At 63.8% G+C, this 13,804-nt stretch carries 13 protein-coding genes; 8 read left to right on the forward strand and 5 right to left on the reverse strand.

All coding sequences use genetic code 11. The features are described 5' to 3' along the window. Positions 1 to 3: 3 nt before the first annotated feature. Positions 4 to 894 carry a LysR family transcriptional regulator gene (locus tag ASR47_RS25675; RefSeq protein WP_065310615.1) on the reverse strand — a complete coding sequence of 297 codons (891 nt, stop codon included), beginning with the start codon at positions 892 to 894 and terminating at the stop codon, positions 4 to 6. A gap of 143 nt (positions 895 to 1,037) precedes the next feature. On the opposite strand from ASR47_RS25675, the gene ASR47_RS25680 reads away from it, so the two are divergent. Then, positions 1,038 to 1,922, forward strand: a complete 885-nt coding sequence (locus ASR47_RS25680) for an MBL fold metallo-hydrolase (protein ID WP_065310616.1) — start codon at positions 1,038 to 1,040, stop codon at positions 1,920 to 1,922. Then, positions 1,910 to 2,626, forward strand: a complete 717-nt coding sequence (locus ASR47_RS25685) for a DsbA family protein (protein WP_082989171.1) — start codon at positions 1,910 to 1,912, stop codon at positions 2,624 to 2,626. Before ASR47_RS25680 ends, ASR47_RS25685 begins: the two co-directional genes overlap by 13 nt. A gap of 18 nt (positions 2,627 to 2,644) precedes the next feature. Here ASR47_RS25685 and ASR47_RS25690 read toward each other — a convergent pair whose 3' ends face one another. Next, positions 2,645 to 3,229: a gamma-glutamylcyclotransferase gene (locus ASR47_RS25690; protein ID WP_150127973.1), complete on the reverse strand. Its 585-nt coding sequence runs from the start codon at positions 3,227 to 3,229 to the stop codon at positions 2,645 to 2,647. 68 nt (positions 3,230 to 3,297) lie between these two features. After that, entirely contained in the window at positions 3,298 to 4,230 is a 933-nt protein-coding gene (locus ASR47_RS25695) for a LysR family transcriptional regulator (protein WP_065310618.1), read from the reverse strand. 93 nt (positions 4,231 to 4,323) lie between these two features. Here ASR47_RS25695 and ASR47_RS25700 point away from each other — a divergent pair, with 93 nt between their 5' ends. Then, complete coding sequence (locus ASR47_RS25700) at positions 4,324 to 5,346, forward strand: fumarylacetoacetate hydrolase family protein (protein ID WP_065310619.1); 1,023 nt, start codon at positions 4,324 to 4,326, stop codon at positions 5,344 to 5,346. Then, a complete protein-coding gene (gene maiA, locus ASR47_RS25705; protein ID WP_065310620.1) occupies positions 5,346 to 5,993 on the forward strand; it encodes a maleylacetoacetate isomerase in 648 nt (215 codons plus the stop codon). The genes ASR47_RS25700 and maiA overlap by 1 nt, the downstream gene beginning before the upstream one ends. Position 5,994: 1 nt before the next feature. On the opposite strand, the gene ASR47_RS25710 is transcribed toward maiA, so the two are convergent. Together ASR47_RS25710 and ASR47_RS25715 are read right to left on the reverse strand one after the other, a co-directional pair. After that, complete coding sequence (locus tag ASR47_RS25710; protein ID WP_065310621.1) at positions 5,995 to 8,055, reverse strand: TonB-dependent receptor; 2,061 nt, start codon at positions 8,053 to 8,055, stop codon at positions 5,995 to 5,997. A gap of 249 nt (positions 8,056 to 8,304) precedes the next feature. Next, a complete protein-coding gene (locus tag ASR47_RS25715; protein ID WP_171899038.1) occupies positions 8,305 to 8,559 on the reverse strand; it encodes a hypothetical protein in 255 nt (84 codons plus the stop codon). Positions 8,560 to 8,685: 126 nt separating this feature from the next. Here ASR47_RS25715 and ASR47_RS25720 point away from each other — a divergent pair, with 126 nt between their 5' ends. From ASR47_RS25720 to ASR47_RS25740, 4 genes are all read left to right on the forward strand, one after another. Then, positions 8,686 to 9,240: a riboflavin biosynthesis intermediates N-glycosidase gene (locus ASR47_RS25720; RefSeq protein ID WP_065310623.1), complete on the forward strand. Its 555-nt coding sequence runs from the start codon at positions 8,686 to 8,688 to the stop codon at positions 9,238 to 9,240. 243 nt (positions 9,241 to 9,483) lie between these two features. After that, positions 9,484 to 11,214 carry a hypothetical protein gene (locus ASR47_RS27605; protein WP_171899039.1) on the forward strand — a complete coding sequence of 577 codons (1,731 nt, stop codon included), beginning with the start codon at positions 9,484 to 9,486 and terminating at the stop codon, positions 11,212 to 11,214. A 749-nt stretch (positions 11,215 to 11,963) separates the two neighbouring features. Beyond that, positions 11,964 to 12,440, forward strand: coding sequence for a Fe-S cluster assembly transcriptional regulator IscR (iscR, locus tag ASR47_RS25735; protein WP_065310626.1), 477 nt, complete (start codon positions 11,964 to 11,966; stop codon positions 12,438 to 12,440). Between the two features lie 39 nt (positions 12,441 to 12,479). After that, on the forward strand, positions 12,480 to 13,736 hold the full coding sequence (locus tag ASR47_RS25740) for an IscS subfamily cysteine desulfurase (RefSeq protein WP_065310627.1): 1,257 nt from the start codon (positions 12,480 to 12,482) through the stop codon (positions 13,734 to 13,736). Positions 13,737 to 13,804 lie beyond the last annotated feature (68 nt).

The raw sequence follows: 13,804 nt of genomic DNA on the forward strand, positions 1-13,804 counted from the left end.
CCGTCAGGTCTCGTGCGCCGCAAACCACTCGGCCAGGAAAGCGAGCATGGTGCAGCTGATTGCCCTCGGGTGGGCGCGCGACATATAGATGGCGTGGATGCCCATCGCGTGGGGCCGGTAGCCGGGCAGCAGGGCCACCAGCTGGCCGCTGGCGATCAGCGGCGCGGCGGAAAACACCGGCTGCAGCGCAATGCCGGCGCCTTCGACCGCCGCCTGCAGCAGCACCACCGATTCGTTGGCGCTCAGGCTGCCGCTGACCGGTACGCTGACGCTCTCGCCCGCGTGCTCGAAGTGCCACAGGCTCTTGCCGAAATACGTATAAGTGAGGCAATCGTGCGTGGCCAGGTCGGTGGCCTGGCGCGGCGTGCCGTGCTGCTCCAGGTAAGCAGGCGAGGCGCACACCACCGAATGGCAGGTGCCCAGCGGACGCGCAATCACGCCGGGGTCGAGCTGGTTGGTGATGCGGATCGCCAGGTCGATTCTTTCTTCGACCAGGTTGACGGCGCGGTTGTCGATGCGCAGGTCGACCGCCGCCTGCCGGTGGCGTTTCAGGTAGGCGGCAATCGCCGCCGCCAGGGTCGCCTGGGCCAGCGACTGCGAGCAGGCGATGCGCAGCATGCCGCTCGGCTCCTCGTCGCCGGTGTCGCCCACGCTGGGCATCTGGTCGGCCAGCGACAGCAGTTCCTGGCAGCGCAGCAGGGTGATGTCGCCGGCGGCCGTCAGGTTGATGCGGCGCGTGGTGCGGTGAAACAGGCGCGCGCCGGACCAGGTTTCCATCTCGGCCAGGTAGCGCGTGACCATGGCGCGCGACATGTCGAGCAGTTCGGCGGCGCCACTCAGGCTGCCACATTCGGCAATGGTCACGAAGACCTTGGCGGCAACGATGCGGTCCATGCGGGCGCGTCCTTTCAAGATATTACTTGCGCGATTGGCGCAACAATCCATTGCATTCTAAGCGATTTATCGAACAGGCTGCAGCGTCTACCATGCAGTTGTCGCCCGCTGTCCGGGCATCGATCTCAACCAAGGAAACCACCATGCACCGCCGCCACCTGATCGCCACCCTGTTCGCCGTTGGCCTGTCCACCTTGCTGCCGGCCGCGCACGCCGCCGCGCCACTGCAGCTGCAAGTCTACAATCCTGGCGAGAAAGCCATTTTCCCTGTCAGCTCGGTGATCGTCAGCGGCGAACGCGACGCCATCCTGGTCGACGCCCAGTTCCAGCACCACGATGCGCTGGCGCTGGTCAGGCAGATCAAGGACAGCGGCAAGACCCTGCGCACCGTGTACATCAGCCACAGCGACCCCGATTACTACTTCGGCCTCGACGTGATCCACGCCGCTTTTCCATCGGCAAAAATCGTCGCCACGCCGCAGACGGTGGCGGCCATCAAGGCCAACATGAACGGCAAGCTGGCCTACTGGGCGCCGCTCATGAAAGACAATGCGCCGCGCGCGCTGGTGCTGCCGCAGGTGCTGCACGCCGACCACCTGAGCCTCGAAGGCAAGCGCATCGAGATCAAGGGCCTGAAAGGCGCCAGCCCCGAGCGCAGCTATCTGTGGATACCCTCGCTGAAAACCGTGGCCGGCGGCGTGGTCGTCAGCAGTGGCCTGCATGTCTGGGTGGCCGACACGCAAACGCCGCAGTCGCGCGCCAACTGGCTCGCTACGCTCGACGAGATCGCCGCACTGCGTCCGCAAGCCATCGTGCCGGGCCATTTTCTCGGCGCGGCGCCGGCCGGCATGGCGGCGCTCGACTACACGCGCAACTACCTGCAGGCGTTCGAGAAGGCGGCGGCTGCCGCCAAGGACTCGGCCGCCCTGATCAAGGCCATGCAGGAGAAATTTCCGCAGGCGCGCGAAAACGCGTCGCTGGAGCTGAGTGCGAAAGTGATCAAGGGAGAAATGACGTGGCCACAGTAAGCACGCCCGTGCTGCATTATGTGCATGACCCGCTGTGCGGCTGGTGCTACGGCGCCGCGCCCTTGCTGGGCGCCGCGCAGGCGGTCGAGGGCCTGGCCATCGTGCTGCACGGTGGCGGCATGATGAGCGGCGCCAACCGCCAGAGTGTCAACGACAAGCTGCGCCGCCACGTGATGGCGCATGACCTGCGCATCGCCCAGGCCACCGGCCAGCCGTTCGGCCAGGCGTATGTCGACGGCTTGCTGCGCGATGCCGGCGCCGTGTTCGATTCGACGCCGCCGACCACCGCCATCCTGGCGGCGCAGGAAATCGCCGGCCTGGGCCTGGACATGCTGCATCTGATCCAGCAGGCCCATTATGTGCTGGGCCAGCGCGTGGCCGATGCGGGCGTGCTGGCGGCGCTGGCGCAGCAGCTGGGACTCGATGCCGGCCGGTTTGCCGAGTCATTCGGCAGCCTGGCCGGTGCCGCCACCGAACAGCACATCGCACACAGCCGCGCCCTGCTGGCACGTGTGGGTGGACAAGGCTTCCCCACGCTGGCCATCGAGCACGCCGACGGCCGCATGGTGCCGGTCGAGCTGGGCAACTGGCTGGGCCGTACCGAAGAGTGGCGCGACTACCTGCGCCGGCAGCTGTCGACGCAAGCGCAGGTGAACGCGGCGCACGGCGCGCCGGTTTGCGGCCTGGATGGCTGCATAGTGTAAGCGGCGCCCACGCTGATCTCAGGCCGTGGCTTCACCAGCCCGGGCGATGCGCGCCAGGTGCTGTTCGATGGCGAAGACGTGCGTATCGACCTTGCCCAGCTCACGCAGCGCGTGGGCCAGGTGCAGCAGATAGTCGCTGTTCGGTCCACTGGGGCCGCTGGCGCGCGCGATCTGGCGCGCGATGTCCAGCTCCGACGCGGCGCCGAGAAAAGCCGCGTTTTCTTCGTTGGCGATGTAGACCAGGCCTTCGATGCCGCTGCCGTCGTCGAAGGTGATGGCGGTGGCCAGGCGCAGGTAGCCGTTCTTTTCGCGGTGGTCGAGATGGGCGAATACCTCGGGCGTGATCAGGTAGGCCATGCCGTCGCAGACGGCGCCGGCCTGCGGCACGATGGTCGCCACGCGGCCCGGCGCCAGCGGCGTGCCGCGGTGGTCGTGCGAGCCTTGCCAGAAGCGCCGCATCCAGCCGGTGATGCTGGCCGGACGGCGTTCGATAAAGGGAAAATCGGCCTTGTAGATCAGCGAGCCATAGCCGAACAGCCATACTTCGCTGTGACCGTCGAAGCGGTTCATGCGCCGGTTGATGGCGATGGTGGCGGCGTCGATGCCGGACAGGTCTGGCGGGGTGCTCAAAGGTTCGGTCATGGCGGCGGAGACGATGGAATGATCGACGATTATACGGGCGCCGCCGGCGCGCCGCTGCCGAGGTTCCATTCGTGCGTTTCCACAAACTTCACCAGGAAGGCCCTGAAGCTTTCGGCCGCCGGCGACAGCGAGCGGCCGGTCTTGGTGTAGACGAAAAAGCGCCGCGTCAGTTCCGGTTCGTGCAGGGTGCGCATCTGCAGCCGGTACAGTTTCACCATCGGTTCCGCATACGGCAGGCAGGCGGTCACGCCCAGGTTGGCGCTGACCATGGCCAGCGCGGTGGTCATGAAGGTGACCTCGTTATATGGATTGCGCGACAGTGCGCGAAACGCGCCGTCCATGTCGCGCAGCAGCCGCTCGGTAAACTGGCCCTGCAGCGAAATGAAGGGGTAATCGCCGACGTCGGCCCAGGTGATTTTTTCCTTGTGGCGCAGTGGATGCTGTTCGGGAAACACCAGCACGAACGGCATTTCGAACAGCACTTGCGCGGCGATTTCGGCGGTCGTATCGCGTTCGGGGCCGATGCCGAAATCGACTTCGCCGCTGAACACGCGGCCGGACACATTTTCGACCGGGCAGTCGACCAGGCGCAGCTGCACCTCGGGGTGCGCCTGGCGGTAGGCGGATATCACTTCGGGCAGCAGGGTGCACGACATCATCTGCGGCGCGGCGATGCGCACCATGCCGGTTTTCAAGGCCTTGCGCTGGGCGATGCCGGCCATGGCGCCATCGAGGTCCTCGATCATCTTTTCAAACAGCGGATACAGTTCGCGGCCGATCTCGGACAGCTGCGTCTTGCGCGTGCTGCGCTCGACCACGCGCACGCCGAGGATGTTTTCCAGTTCCTTGATCAGGCCGCTCAGGGCCGACTGCGTGACGTGCAGGTATTCGGCCGCCAGGGTAAAGCTGCCGGTCTTGGCCAGGGCGACCAGGGCGCGCATCTGGCGCAGGCTGGGACTCATGAGATAATCCGATAAATGAAGAGATAAATATTGTTTGCATGATAGAACGAACAGGCTTCTAATGGTGAAAAACCTCGCACAAAGGACGCCACCATGAAACTTGCCACCCTCAAGAATGCCAGCCGTGACGGCGCGCTGGTCCTCGTCAGCCGCGACCTGCGCCAGTACCTGCCGGTGCCCGCGATCGCCGCCACCCTGCAGGCGGCGCTCGACAACTGGGATGCCATCGCGCCACAGCTGGAACTGGCCTACGCTAGCCTGAACGTCGGCCAGGCGCCAGGCGCCCAGCCGTTCGACCAGGCGCTGTGCCACTCGCCGCTGCCGCGCGCCTACCAGTGGGCCGATGGCTCGGCCTATATCAACCATGTGGAACTGGTGCGCAAGGCGCGCAATGCGGAAGTGCCGGCCTCGTTCTATACCGACCCGCTGATGTACCAGGGCGGCTCGGACAGTTTTATCGGCCCGCGCGACCCGGTCTTTGCCTTGTCGGAAGAGTGGGGCATCGACCTGGAAGCGGAGGTGGCGGTGATCATTGGCGACGTGGCCATGGGCGCCAGCGTGGCCGACGCGGCGCAGGCAATTCGCCTGGTGATGCTGGTCAACGACGTCTCGCTGCGCAACCTGATTCCGGGAGAGCTGGCCAAAGGCTTCGGCTTCTTCCAGTCGAAAGCGGCCAGCGCGTTTTCGCCGGTGGCCGTCACGCCCGACGAACTCGGTGGCGACTGGCGTGACACCAAGCTGCACCTGCCGCTGCTGGTGCAACTGAACGGCCAGCCCTTCGGCAAGCCCAATGCGGGCGAGGACATGACCTTCAATTTCGCGCAGCTGGTCGCCCATGCCGCCAAAACGCGCGAACTGGCCGCCGGCACCATTATCGGCTCCGGCACGGTGTCGAACAAGCAGGGCAACTTGTTCGGATCGAGTATCGGGAACGGCGGCGTCGGCTACTGCTGCCTGGCCGAAGTGCGCATGTACGAAACCATCGAGAGCGGTGCGCCGCAAACGGCCTATCTGAAGTTCGGCGACCGCGTGCGCATCGAGATGGTCGACGCCGGCGGCGCCAGCATCTTCGGCGCCATCGACCAGGCCGTGACCCGTTACCGCGAAAAAGCCTGATGAAGCTCTATACCTATTTCCGCAGCTCGGCCGCCTACCGGGTGCGCATCGCCCTGAATCTGAAGGGCCTGGAGTACCAGGCGGTGCCCGTGCATCTGCTGCGCGGCGGCGGCGAGCAACTGGCCGACGCCTACCGCCAGGTCAACCCGTCGGCGCTGGTGCCCACGCTGGTCGACGACAATGGTGTCGCGATCGGCCAGTCGCTGGCGATCCTCGAATACCTGGAAGAGACGCGTCCCGATGCGCCACTGCTGCCCGGCGACGCGGCCGGCCGCGCCCATGTGCGCGCGCTGGCCCTGGCTCTGGTGGCCGACACCCACCCGCTGGGCAACCTGCGCGTGCTCAAATATATCAAAGGAGAACTGGGGCAGAGCGAAGAAGCCAAGCTGGCCTGGCAGCGGCACTGGCTGCGCGAAGGGCTGGTCACGTTCGACGCGATGCTGAGCCGCGCTGGCAACCGGGGCCGATACTGCCATGGCGCTACGCCGACCCTGGCCGACTGCTGCCTGGTGCCGCACCTGTTCAGCGCGCGGCGCTTCGAGGTCGACCTGGCGCCGTTTCCGGCGCTGGTGCGCATCGATGCGGCGTGCGCGCAGCTGCCCGCCTTTCAGCTGGCGCATCCGGCGCGCCAGCCGGACTGCGAGTAGCTCAGAAGCGGGCGGTCAGCGTCACGCTGGCGCTGCGTGGCGCGCCGGGCTGGATCTGCACATTGTTGATGGCCGATTCAAAAAAGCGCGCGTCGCCGAGGTTGTTGACCTTGAAGCGCACGTCGTAGCCCGGTTGACGATAGGCGAGGGCGGCGTCGACGCGGCCATAGCCGGGCAGGCGCACGGTATTGTCGGACAGTGCGAACTGGTCGCTGTTGAGCAGTAAGCCCAGGCCCGCGCTCCACGAAGGGGCGATCTGCTGGTCGAGCCAGAAGCTGGCGCGGTGGCGCGCCGTCATCTCGGCCCGGTTGCCGCTGGCGATATCGTTGGAGGCGACGATGCGCGCGTCGTTATAGGTATATGCCGCGCTCACGCGCCCGCCCTGCCACAGCCGCCCCTGCAGTTCGAGTTCCATGCCTTGGTTGCGCTGCTTGCCCACCTGCAGCTGGCGCAGGCCGGCCGGATCGGCCGGGTCTAGCGTCAGCTGGTTGCGCTGTTCGATGCGAAACAGCGAGGCGGTGGTGAAGAAGCGTCCGTCCAGCCAGTCCTGCTTGTAGCCCACTTCCTGCAAGTCCGTCTGCAAAGGCCGGACCTGCGACAGCGCCGTATTGCCCGTGTAAAGCAGGTCGCCGCCGCCCGGCTGGTAGGAGCGCCCGACGTTCAGGTACCACGACTGGCCGTCCACCGGCTGGTACACCAGCCCCACGCGCGGCGAGGCCTTGTTGTCGGTGCGCTCGCTTGTCACCTTGCTCAGGCGGTTGGTCTGCTGCTGCCCGAAGCGGTCGAAACGCAGGCCCGCCAGCGCTTTCCAGCGTGGCGCCAGGTCGATCTGGTCCTGCAGGTAGAGGGCCCGGGTTTTGGCGACAAAGGCGTTGTCCAGCGACACCGGCAGGCTGCCCAGCTGGGGCATCGCCAGCACATGTTGTGGCGCGACCAGGCTGACCGGCAAGCCGATGCCGGTTTGCGCCGTCACCATGTCGCGTTTTTGTTCCGACAGTTCCATCCCGAGGAGCACCGCGTGGCCGTTGCCGGTGTAGCCGAGTTCGGTCTGGTTGATCAGGTTGCGCTGCTGTTGCGGAAAGAACGTCACCTGGCGCGAGACCGTGCCGTTGGCGTTGACGCGGCGGTTGCGGGTGTTGACGCCATCGAGGTCCGTGCGGCTGTATTGCAGCGTGTTGACCAGTTTGAGGCGGTCGTTCAAACGGTGCTCCAGCCGGGCCTTGCCCATGTCGCTGTCGGTGGCAGTGTAGTCGTAGCGTTCGCCGTAAAACGTGGAAGGATCGACATCGACCGGGCGGCCATTGAGCGACGGCACGCCGCGATCGGGTGTACGGTCTTCGCGCTGCACCTCGGCCTGCAGCAGCAGCGACGTGTCTGGCGTCAGCGTCCATTTTACGGACGGCGCCAGCAGCTTGCGGGTATGCTCGACCACGTCGCGATAGCTGTCGCCGCTGTCGTGGACGGCGATCAGGCGCGCGTCGACCTGATCGTTCAGTGCGCCGCCGGTGTCGATGCTCACGCGCCGTTCCTGGTGCGCGCCCAGGGTCGCGCTGACCTCGGTCTGCTGTCTGGCGCGCGGCTGCTTGCTGACGCGGTTGATGATGCCGCCGGCCGAGCCGCGCCCGTACAAGGCCGCCGCGGCGCCCTTGATCACTTCGATCTGCTCGACCGTGGCCAGGTCGCGCGAATACAGCGTGTCGTCGCGCACGCCGTCGAGCGTGGTGTCGCGCAGCGAATAGAAGCCGCGTATGTAGAATTCGTCGCGCCGGCCTTCGCCCTGGCCGGCCACCACGCTGCTGGTGTAGTCGAGCGCATCCTTGCTGGTCAGCGCCGAGCGGCTGCGCAGGCTTTCCTGCGTCACCACGCTGACCGCTTGCGGCGTATCGAGCGCGCCGCCCTGGGTCTTGGCGCCGCTTGCCACGAGCGCGGCGCCGCCGGCGCTGCCGGTGACGGTGATTTGTTGCAGGGTTTGCGTGTCCTGTGCACGGGCATGGCCCGGCAGGATCAGCAGGCCGGCCAGCAGCAGCGGCAGGGGCTTGAGACGGGGGAGGGCAGTTTTCATGGTGTCGTATGCAGGTGGAAGGGTGCTGTATGGCGCAATGGCAAGCGATGGACATGGCCTGATTGCTGCGCAGCTACAATAGCGATTCAGACAATAATTGTCAATGCAAATGATAATTATTCGTATTTAATTTTTGATCAAATTGAGCGTACCAGGTGCGCAAATACGTTTCCAGGCCGCTTATCAGGACGTGCTGTTCCAGTTCCGGTTGGCCAGCTCTGCGTTCATGCCGCGCCGCATCAGGGTTAGCTACAGCGACGAAGCGTCGCTGCCCAGCGAATACAGCACCAGCACCTGGCGCGGCACCGGGTGCGCAAGCTGGCTTTGGGTGTCCGTGGCCAGATCCTGCGCCTGTGTGCAAGGCGACAGCGCCCAGCACCGCCACAACTGCGTGGCCAGGCAGCGCCAGCGGGCGGTGCCGGCCGGCAGATAGAGAGTCAGGCGGTACATGGATGTCGGGGACGCCAGGCGGCTGCTGAGGAAAATCGATGGTGTTATTTGCATGGCGACGATCGCTGGCAAGCTTGGGGATGATGCAAGCTTTGAGCCGTCTTCAGTTACAATTTCGCTTTTATCTTGTGCGATCACAAGCGCGCCAGCCAGGACTTGCCTGGCGGAAGTTCGAGGAATATGCAAATCAATAATGTAGAACAATTGAAGGCCTGGATCGCCGCCGGTGGCGTGCCCGATTACCTGCACTTCTGGGGCCATACGCCGGCGCAGCCGCAACTGGCCGACAAGAGCTGTCTGAGCCAGTGGTTTCCTTCGCCATTCAGCCTGGCCGGCGTGCGCTATGCCACGGCCGAGCACTACATGATGGCGCAAAAAGCGGCGCTGTTCGGCGATACAAAGGTGCAGGCGCGCATCGTGGCGGCCGAGCGGCCGTCGGAAGTGAAAAAGCTGGGCCGCGAGGTGGCCAATTTCGACGCGAAAACGTGGGAAGCGGCGCGCGCGGCCATCGTCTACGATGGCAATTACGCCAAATTCTCGCAAAAGCCCGCGCTGCGCAAGTTCCTGCTTGCTACCGGCGAGCGCATCATCGTCGAGGCCAGTCCGGTCGACCGGATCTGGGGCGTGGGCCTGGCGTCGGACAATGCGCGCATCCTCGATCCGGCCACCTGGGACGGCTTGAACCTGCTGGGGTTTGAACTGATGAAGGTGCGTGCCGCATTGCGCGGCAGTTGAAGCGAACGCCTCGGCGATCTGGTGGAAATAACAGGGTGATTGCATGAAGCATCAAGTGGGCAAGCCCAATACCTTGGCAAGATAGTCGGCGCTCCAGCCCGCTTTTAGGCAGGCAGCGCCGAGTTTCGATCCTGCCGTGGTCCTGTCTCATGGTCCCGGAGCGGCGTGGTGCTGGCCAATAAAGCTGGCCGCCGGGGAGGGCGAGGATTTCTCTGTCGTTCTTTCCGAATTTCAAGTAATCTGATGGCAAACTTCTATCACTTGATCTTGTCAAAGGAAACATCGCATGGCGCGCAAAACACTGGCGATCTTCACGGGCCGGCCCTGAGCCACTTCAGCAATCTGTTCCGGTGTCAAAAAGAATTACTGGCGATTACTCCCGCGATCTGGAAAACCCGTACCGAGTTGTTCGGCAAGACGCGCAGCAACACGCTGCAAGGGCTGGACCGCGAATTGAAGAAGTATCACGCGCGCGCCGCCATTTCCGGCCTGGTCACGGTAGATGCGGTGGAAGACCTCGCGGTGCACGCCGTGCTCATGTATTACGCGCTCAATTCATGGAAGAGTGATCGCAGCGAAAGAGATCAGGTAGGCGGCTGGAAAGCCTCGAAGCGCAATGCCAGCCATATCTTCGAGACGCTCGACGACATTCTGACGCGTTCGATGCGCCTGACATCGGCCTACAGCAGCGCTTCCATTCCCGCCTCGGAAGCGCAATGGTTCGAGGAACAGCAAACCAGCTATTCGACCCAGTTCTGCGACATGTTCAAGGGCGCGAGGATGATCGCCAAAGGCTCGTTCGTGCGCGCCAGCGTGGGCGAGCTGGCCGGCATGGTGGCCGAGCAGACGGGGCTGCAAAAAACCATCGACGACGGACTCGCCATAAGCGCCGAGGCGACGCTCGGGGTGGCGCAGCGCGGCGCGGCCGCGGCCGGTGGCCTGGCCGTGTCGGCCGGGCGCTCGATGGATAAGGCCGCCCTGGCCGTCAGCAAATCGAAGGAAGCGCAATTCATGCGCCTGGTGGCCAGGGCCGTCGGCGCCAAACTGGGCAATCCGGGCGGCAACGAGATGGCCAATGCCATCAAGCAAGCCATCAAGGGTCTCGGCATTGCCGAAGAATTCATGAAGAACTGCATGGAAACGGTCGCGCGCACGGTGGGCAAGGCCGCCTATGAATTGATCAGCGTGATTCCGGGGGTGAACCTCTTGTCGACCGCGGCAGACGCCGGCGCCGCATTTTACAAGGCCCTGAAGGCGCATCTGGCCGGCAATGAGGCAAAACGCAATCGGTATGCGGTGCGCACCGGCGCCACCGGCGATGCTTACGGGGCCATCGTCAATCTGTGGGACGAGGAGCGCAACGCCAGCCTGAAGGAGGCGGGCACCGCGCTGGCGACGGCGCTCGTCAAGGGCGTGTGCGCGGCCGCCGGTCCGATCGGCGCGGCCATCACGGTCGGGCTTGAAATCGCCAAAAAAGTCTATGACGCCTGCAGCAAGGTATGGGACTTTGTCACCAAGATCCTCAATGCCGTCGACCAGATGACGACAATCAATGTCGAACTGGCCAAGCTGACGCCGCAATCGAATACCAATGCGAAAGCGCTGTTTGACGTGAGCCCCTTGCTGGCGACCTATTACTTCCTGTCGCTCGAGACCTCGGCCATGGTGGCGCTTGAATGTAAGTTGCTGACCATGAATGGCTTCATGAGCGTGGTCGAGCGCCTCAAGGCGCAAATCGACCCGGTGATCGACAAGGCTGCCGAATTTCTCGGCGCCGGCGGTTTCATGTTCGTCACCAGCACGGGCGCGCCATTCCCCGTGCGCGCAAAGCTCAACAACCCGAGCCTGGAGGAAGAGATCAAGGCACTGGCCAAGGAAAAAGTCGCGGGCTTCAAGGATTCGGTGGTCGAAGCGGCCCAGGCCCCTTACGTGGAAAGCCTGAGCGCCCTGGCCGGCATTCCTTCGGACAGCTGAGGGGACGTTCATGCCACCTGCCCTGGACAGTCTGTGGCGCCATTGTGGCCGCGTGACAGTCCACGAGTCGGTCGGCCAGGCCGGCGCTGCCTTGTGGCAAGAGAGTGGCTACGGTGATCAGTTCGCCGCAGTCTTCCACGTGGCGGTGGCGGCATGGCTTTCACGCTTGGGGCCTGTGTGCCCCGCCGCTGGCCGGGCCACGATATGCTCGGTGCCTGGTCCCGGGTGATTGCATGAAGCATCAAATGGACAAGCCCGAGACCTTGGCAAGATAGTCAGCGCTGCAGCCAGATTTCAAGCGTTTGGTCGCGATGCCAACCTTGGTCGACTTTTCATTTGTCAGCAAGTTGAGCGCAATTTGGCGCAGGAACTGCGTGGCATCGAGCCGGGAACACACGTGTCCGAAGGTGTCATGCGAGGCAATGCCATTGGCAAAGGGCAACTACTGGCGTGGTCTGTCGAGCTGAGTCTCGCTCCACCTCGCTCCACTCGACAATCGCCGTCCAACTCTGCGCAACGCAGATGGCTGCGCAGATCGCCGCCGGCAGCAACTCATCAAGTCGATTCTTACGTTATGAACAATCTGATCACGTGGCCTTCATGCAATCGCACTGGCGTAAATAAGGGCGCTCTGACAAACCCTCGCGGATTTGCTATACTTGACTAAATCATTCAACTACTCAGGGATGCAGCAGTTGAAAAAGTAGTTAAAAAGCCGCAATATTTTAACCCAGTTGAGCCGAGGATGTATGCGTCTGACCACAAAAGGCCGTTTTGCCGTGACTGCGATGATCGATCTTGCCCTGCGCCAGGGCAAGGGGCCGGTCACGCTGTCGGGCATCAGCCAGCGCCAGTCGATTTCCCTGTCCTACCTGGAACAGCTGTTCGGCAAGCTGCGCCGCCATGAGATCGTCGAGTCGATCCGTGGTCCGGGCGGTGGTTACAGCCTGGCGCGCCGCGCCGACAAGGTGACGGTGGCCGACATCATCATCGCCGTCGACGAACCGCTCGACGCCACCCAGTGCGGCGGCAAGGAGCATTGCCACGGCGCCGACGCGGCCACCGGCGCGCGTTGCATGACGCACGAGCTGTGGTCCACCCTGAATGAAAAAATGGTCGATTATCTGGATTCTGTGTCGCTGCAGGACCTGGTCGACCAGCAGAGACAAAAGAACGCCGAGCAAAGCGTGATGGTGATGCACCGTAACCACGCCGCCCTCGGATAAGAAGACCAAAATACCAGTTGCTGATCGCAGGAGTTATTGATGAACGCCCCAGAAAAAAACGCAGGCCAGGTGCACTTTGAAACGGCACCGCATTTCCCGATCTACATGGACTATTCGGCCACCACGCCGATCGATCCACGCGTCGCCGACAAGATGATTCCCTACCTGCGCGAGCAGTTCGGCAATCCGGCGTCGCGCAGCCACATGTATGGCTGGACCGCGGAAAAAGCCGTGGAAGAAGCGCGCGGCCACGTGGCCGCGCTGGTCAACGCCGACCCGCGCGAAATCATCTGGACCTCGGGCGCCACCGAAAGCAACAATCTGGCGATCAAGGGCGCGGCGCAGTTCTACAAGACCAAAGGCAAGCACATCATCACGGTGAAGACCGAGCACAAGGCCGTGCTCGACACCGTGCGCGAACTGGAACGCCAGGGTTTCGAAGCGACCTATCTGGAGCCGCAGGATAACGGCCTGATCACCATCGAGCAGCTGACCGCCGCCATCCGTCCGGACACCATCCTGATCTCGGTCATGCTGGTCAATAACGAAATCGGCGTGATCCAGCCGATCGACGACATCGGCGCCCTGTGCCGCTCGAAAGGCATCATCTTCCATTGCGACGCCGCGCAAGCGACTGGCAAGGTGGTGATCGACCTGCAGAAAACCAAGGTCGACCTGATGACCTTCACGGCGCACAAAACCTACGGCCCGAAAGGCGTGGGCGCGCTGTATGTCTGCCGCAAGCCGCGCGTGCGCCTCGAAGCGCAGATGCACGGTGGCGGCCACGAGCGCGGCCTGCGTTCGGGCACCTTGCCGACCCACCAGATCGTCGGCATGGGCGAAGCGTTTCGCCTGGCCAAGGAAGAAATGGATGTCGAACTGGGCCGCATCAAGGCCCTGCGCGACCGCCTGGCCAAGGGCCTGCAGGAAATCGAGGAAGTCTATATCAACGGCGACATGGATCACCGCGTGCCGCACAACCTGAACGTCAGCTTCAACTACGTCGAAGGCGAGTCGCTGATCATGGCGATCAAGGATATCGCCGTGTCGTCCGGTTCGGCCTGCACCTCGGCCAGCCTGGAACCATCGTACGTGCTGCGCGCCCTGGGCCGCAGCGACGAACTGGCGCACAGCTCGATCCGTTTCACCATCGGCCGTTTCTCGACCGAAGCCGACATCGACTTCGCCGTCGACCTGCTGAAATCGAAAGTCCACAAGCTGCGCGAACTGTCGCCGCTGTGGGACATGTTCAAGGATGGCATCGATATTAACTCGATCCAATGGGCAGCCCACTAAAAGTACCTGTTAAACCTGCTGCGCGTCGCGATTTGCGGCCTGCGATGCTCACTGTGCTCAAGCACAGT

Source organism: Janthinobacterium psychrotolerans (assembly GCF_001677885.1).
GTDB classification, from domain to species: Bacteria; Pseudomonadota; Gammaproteobacteria; order Burkholderiales; family Burkholderiaceae_D; genus Janthinobacterium; species Janthinobacterium psychrotolerans.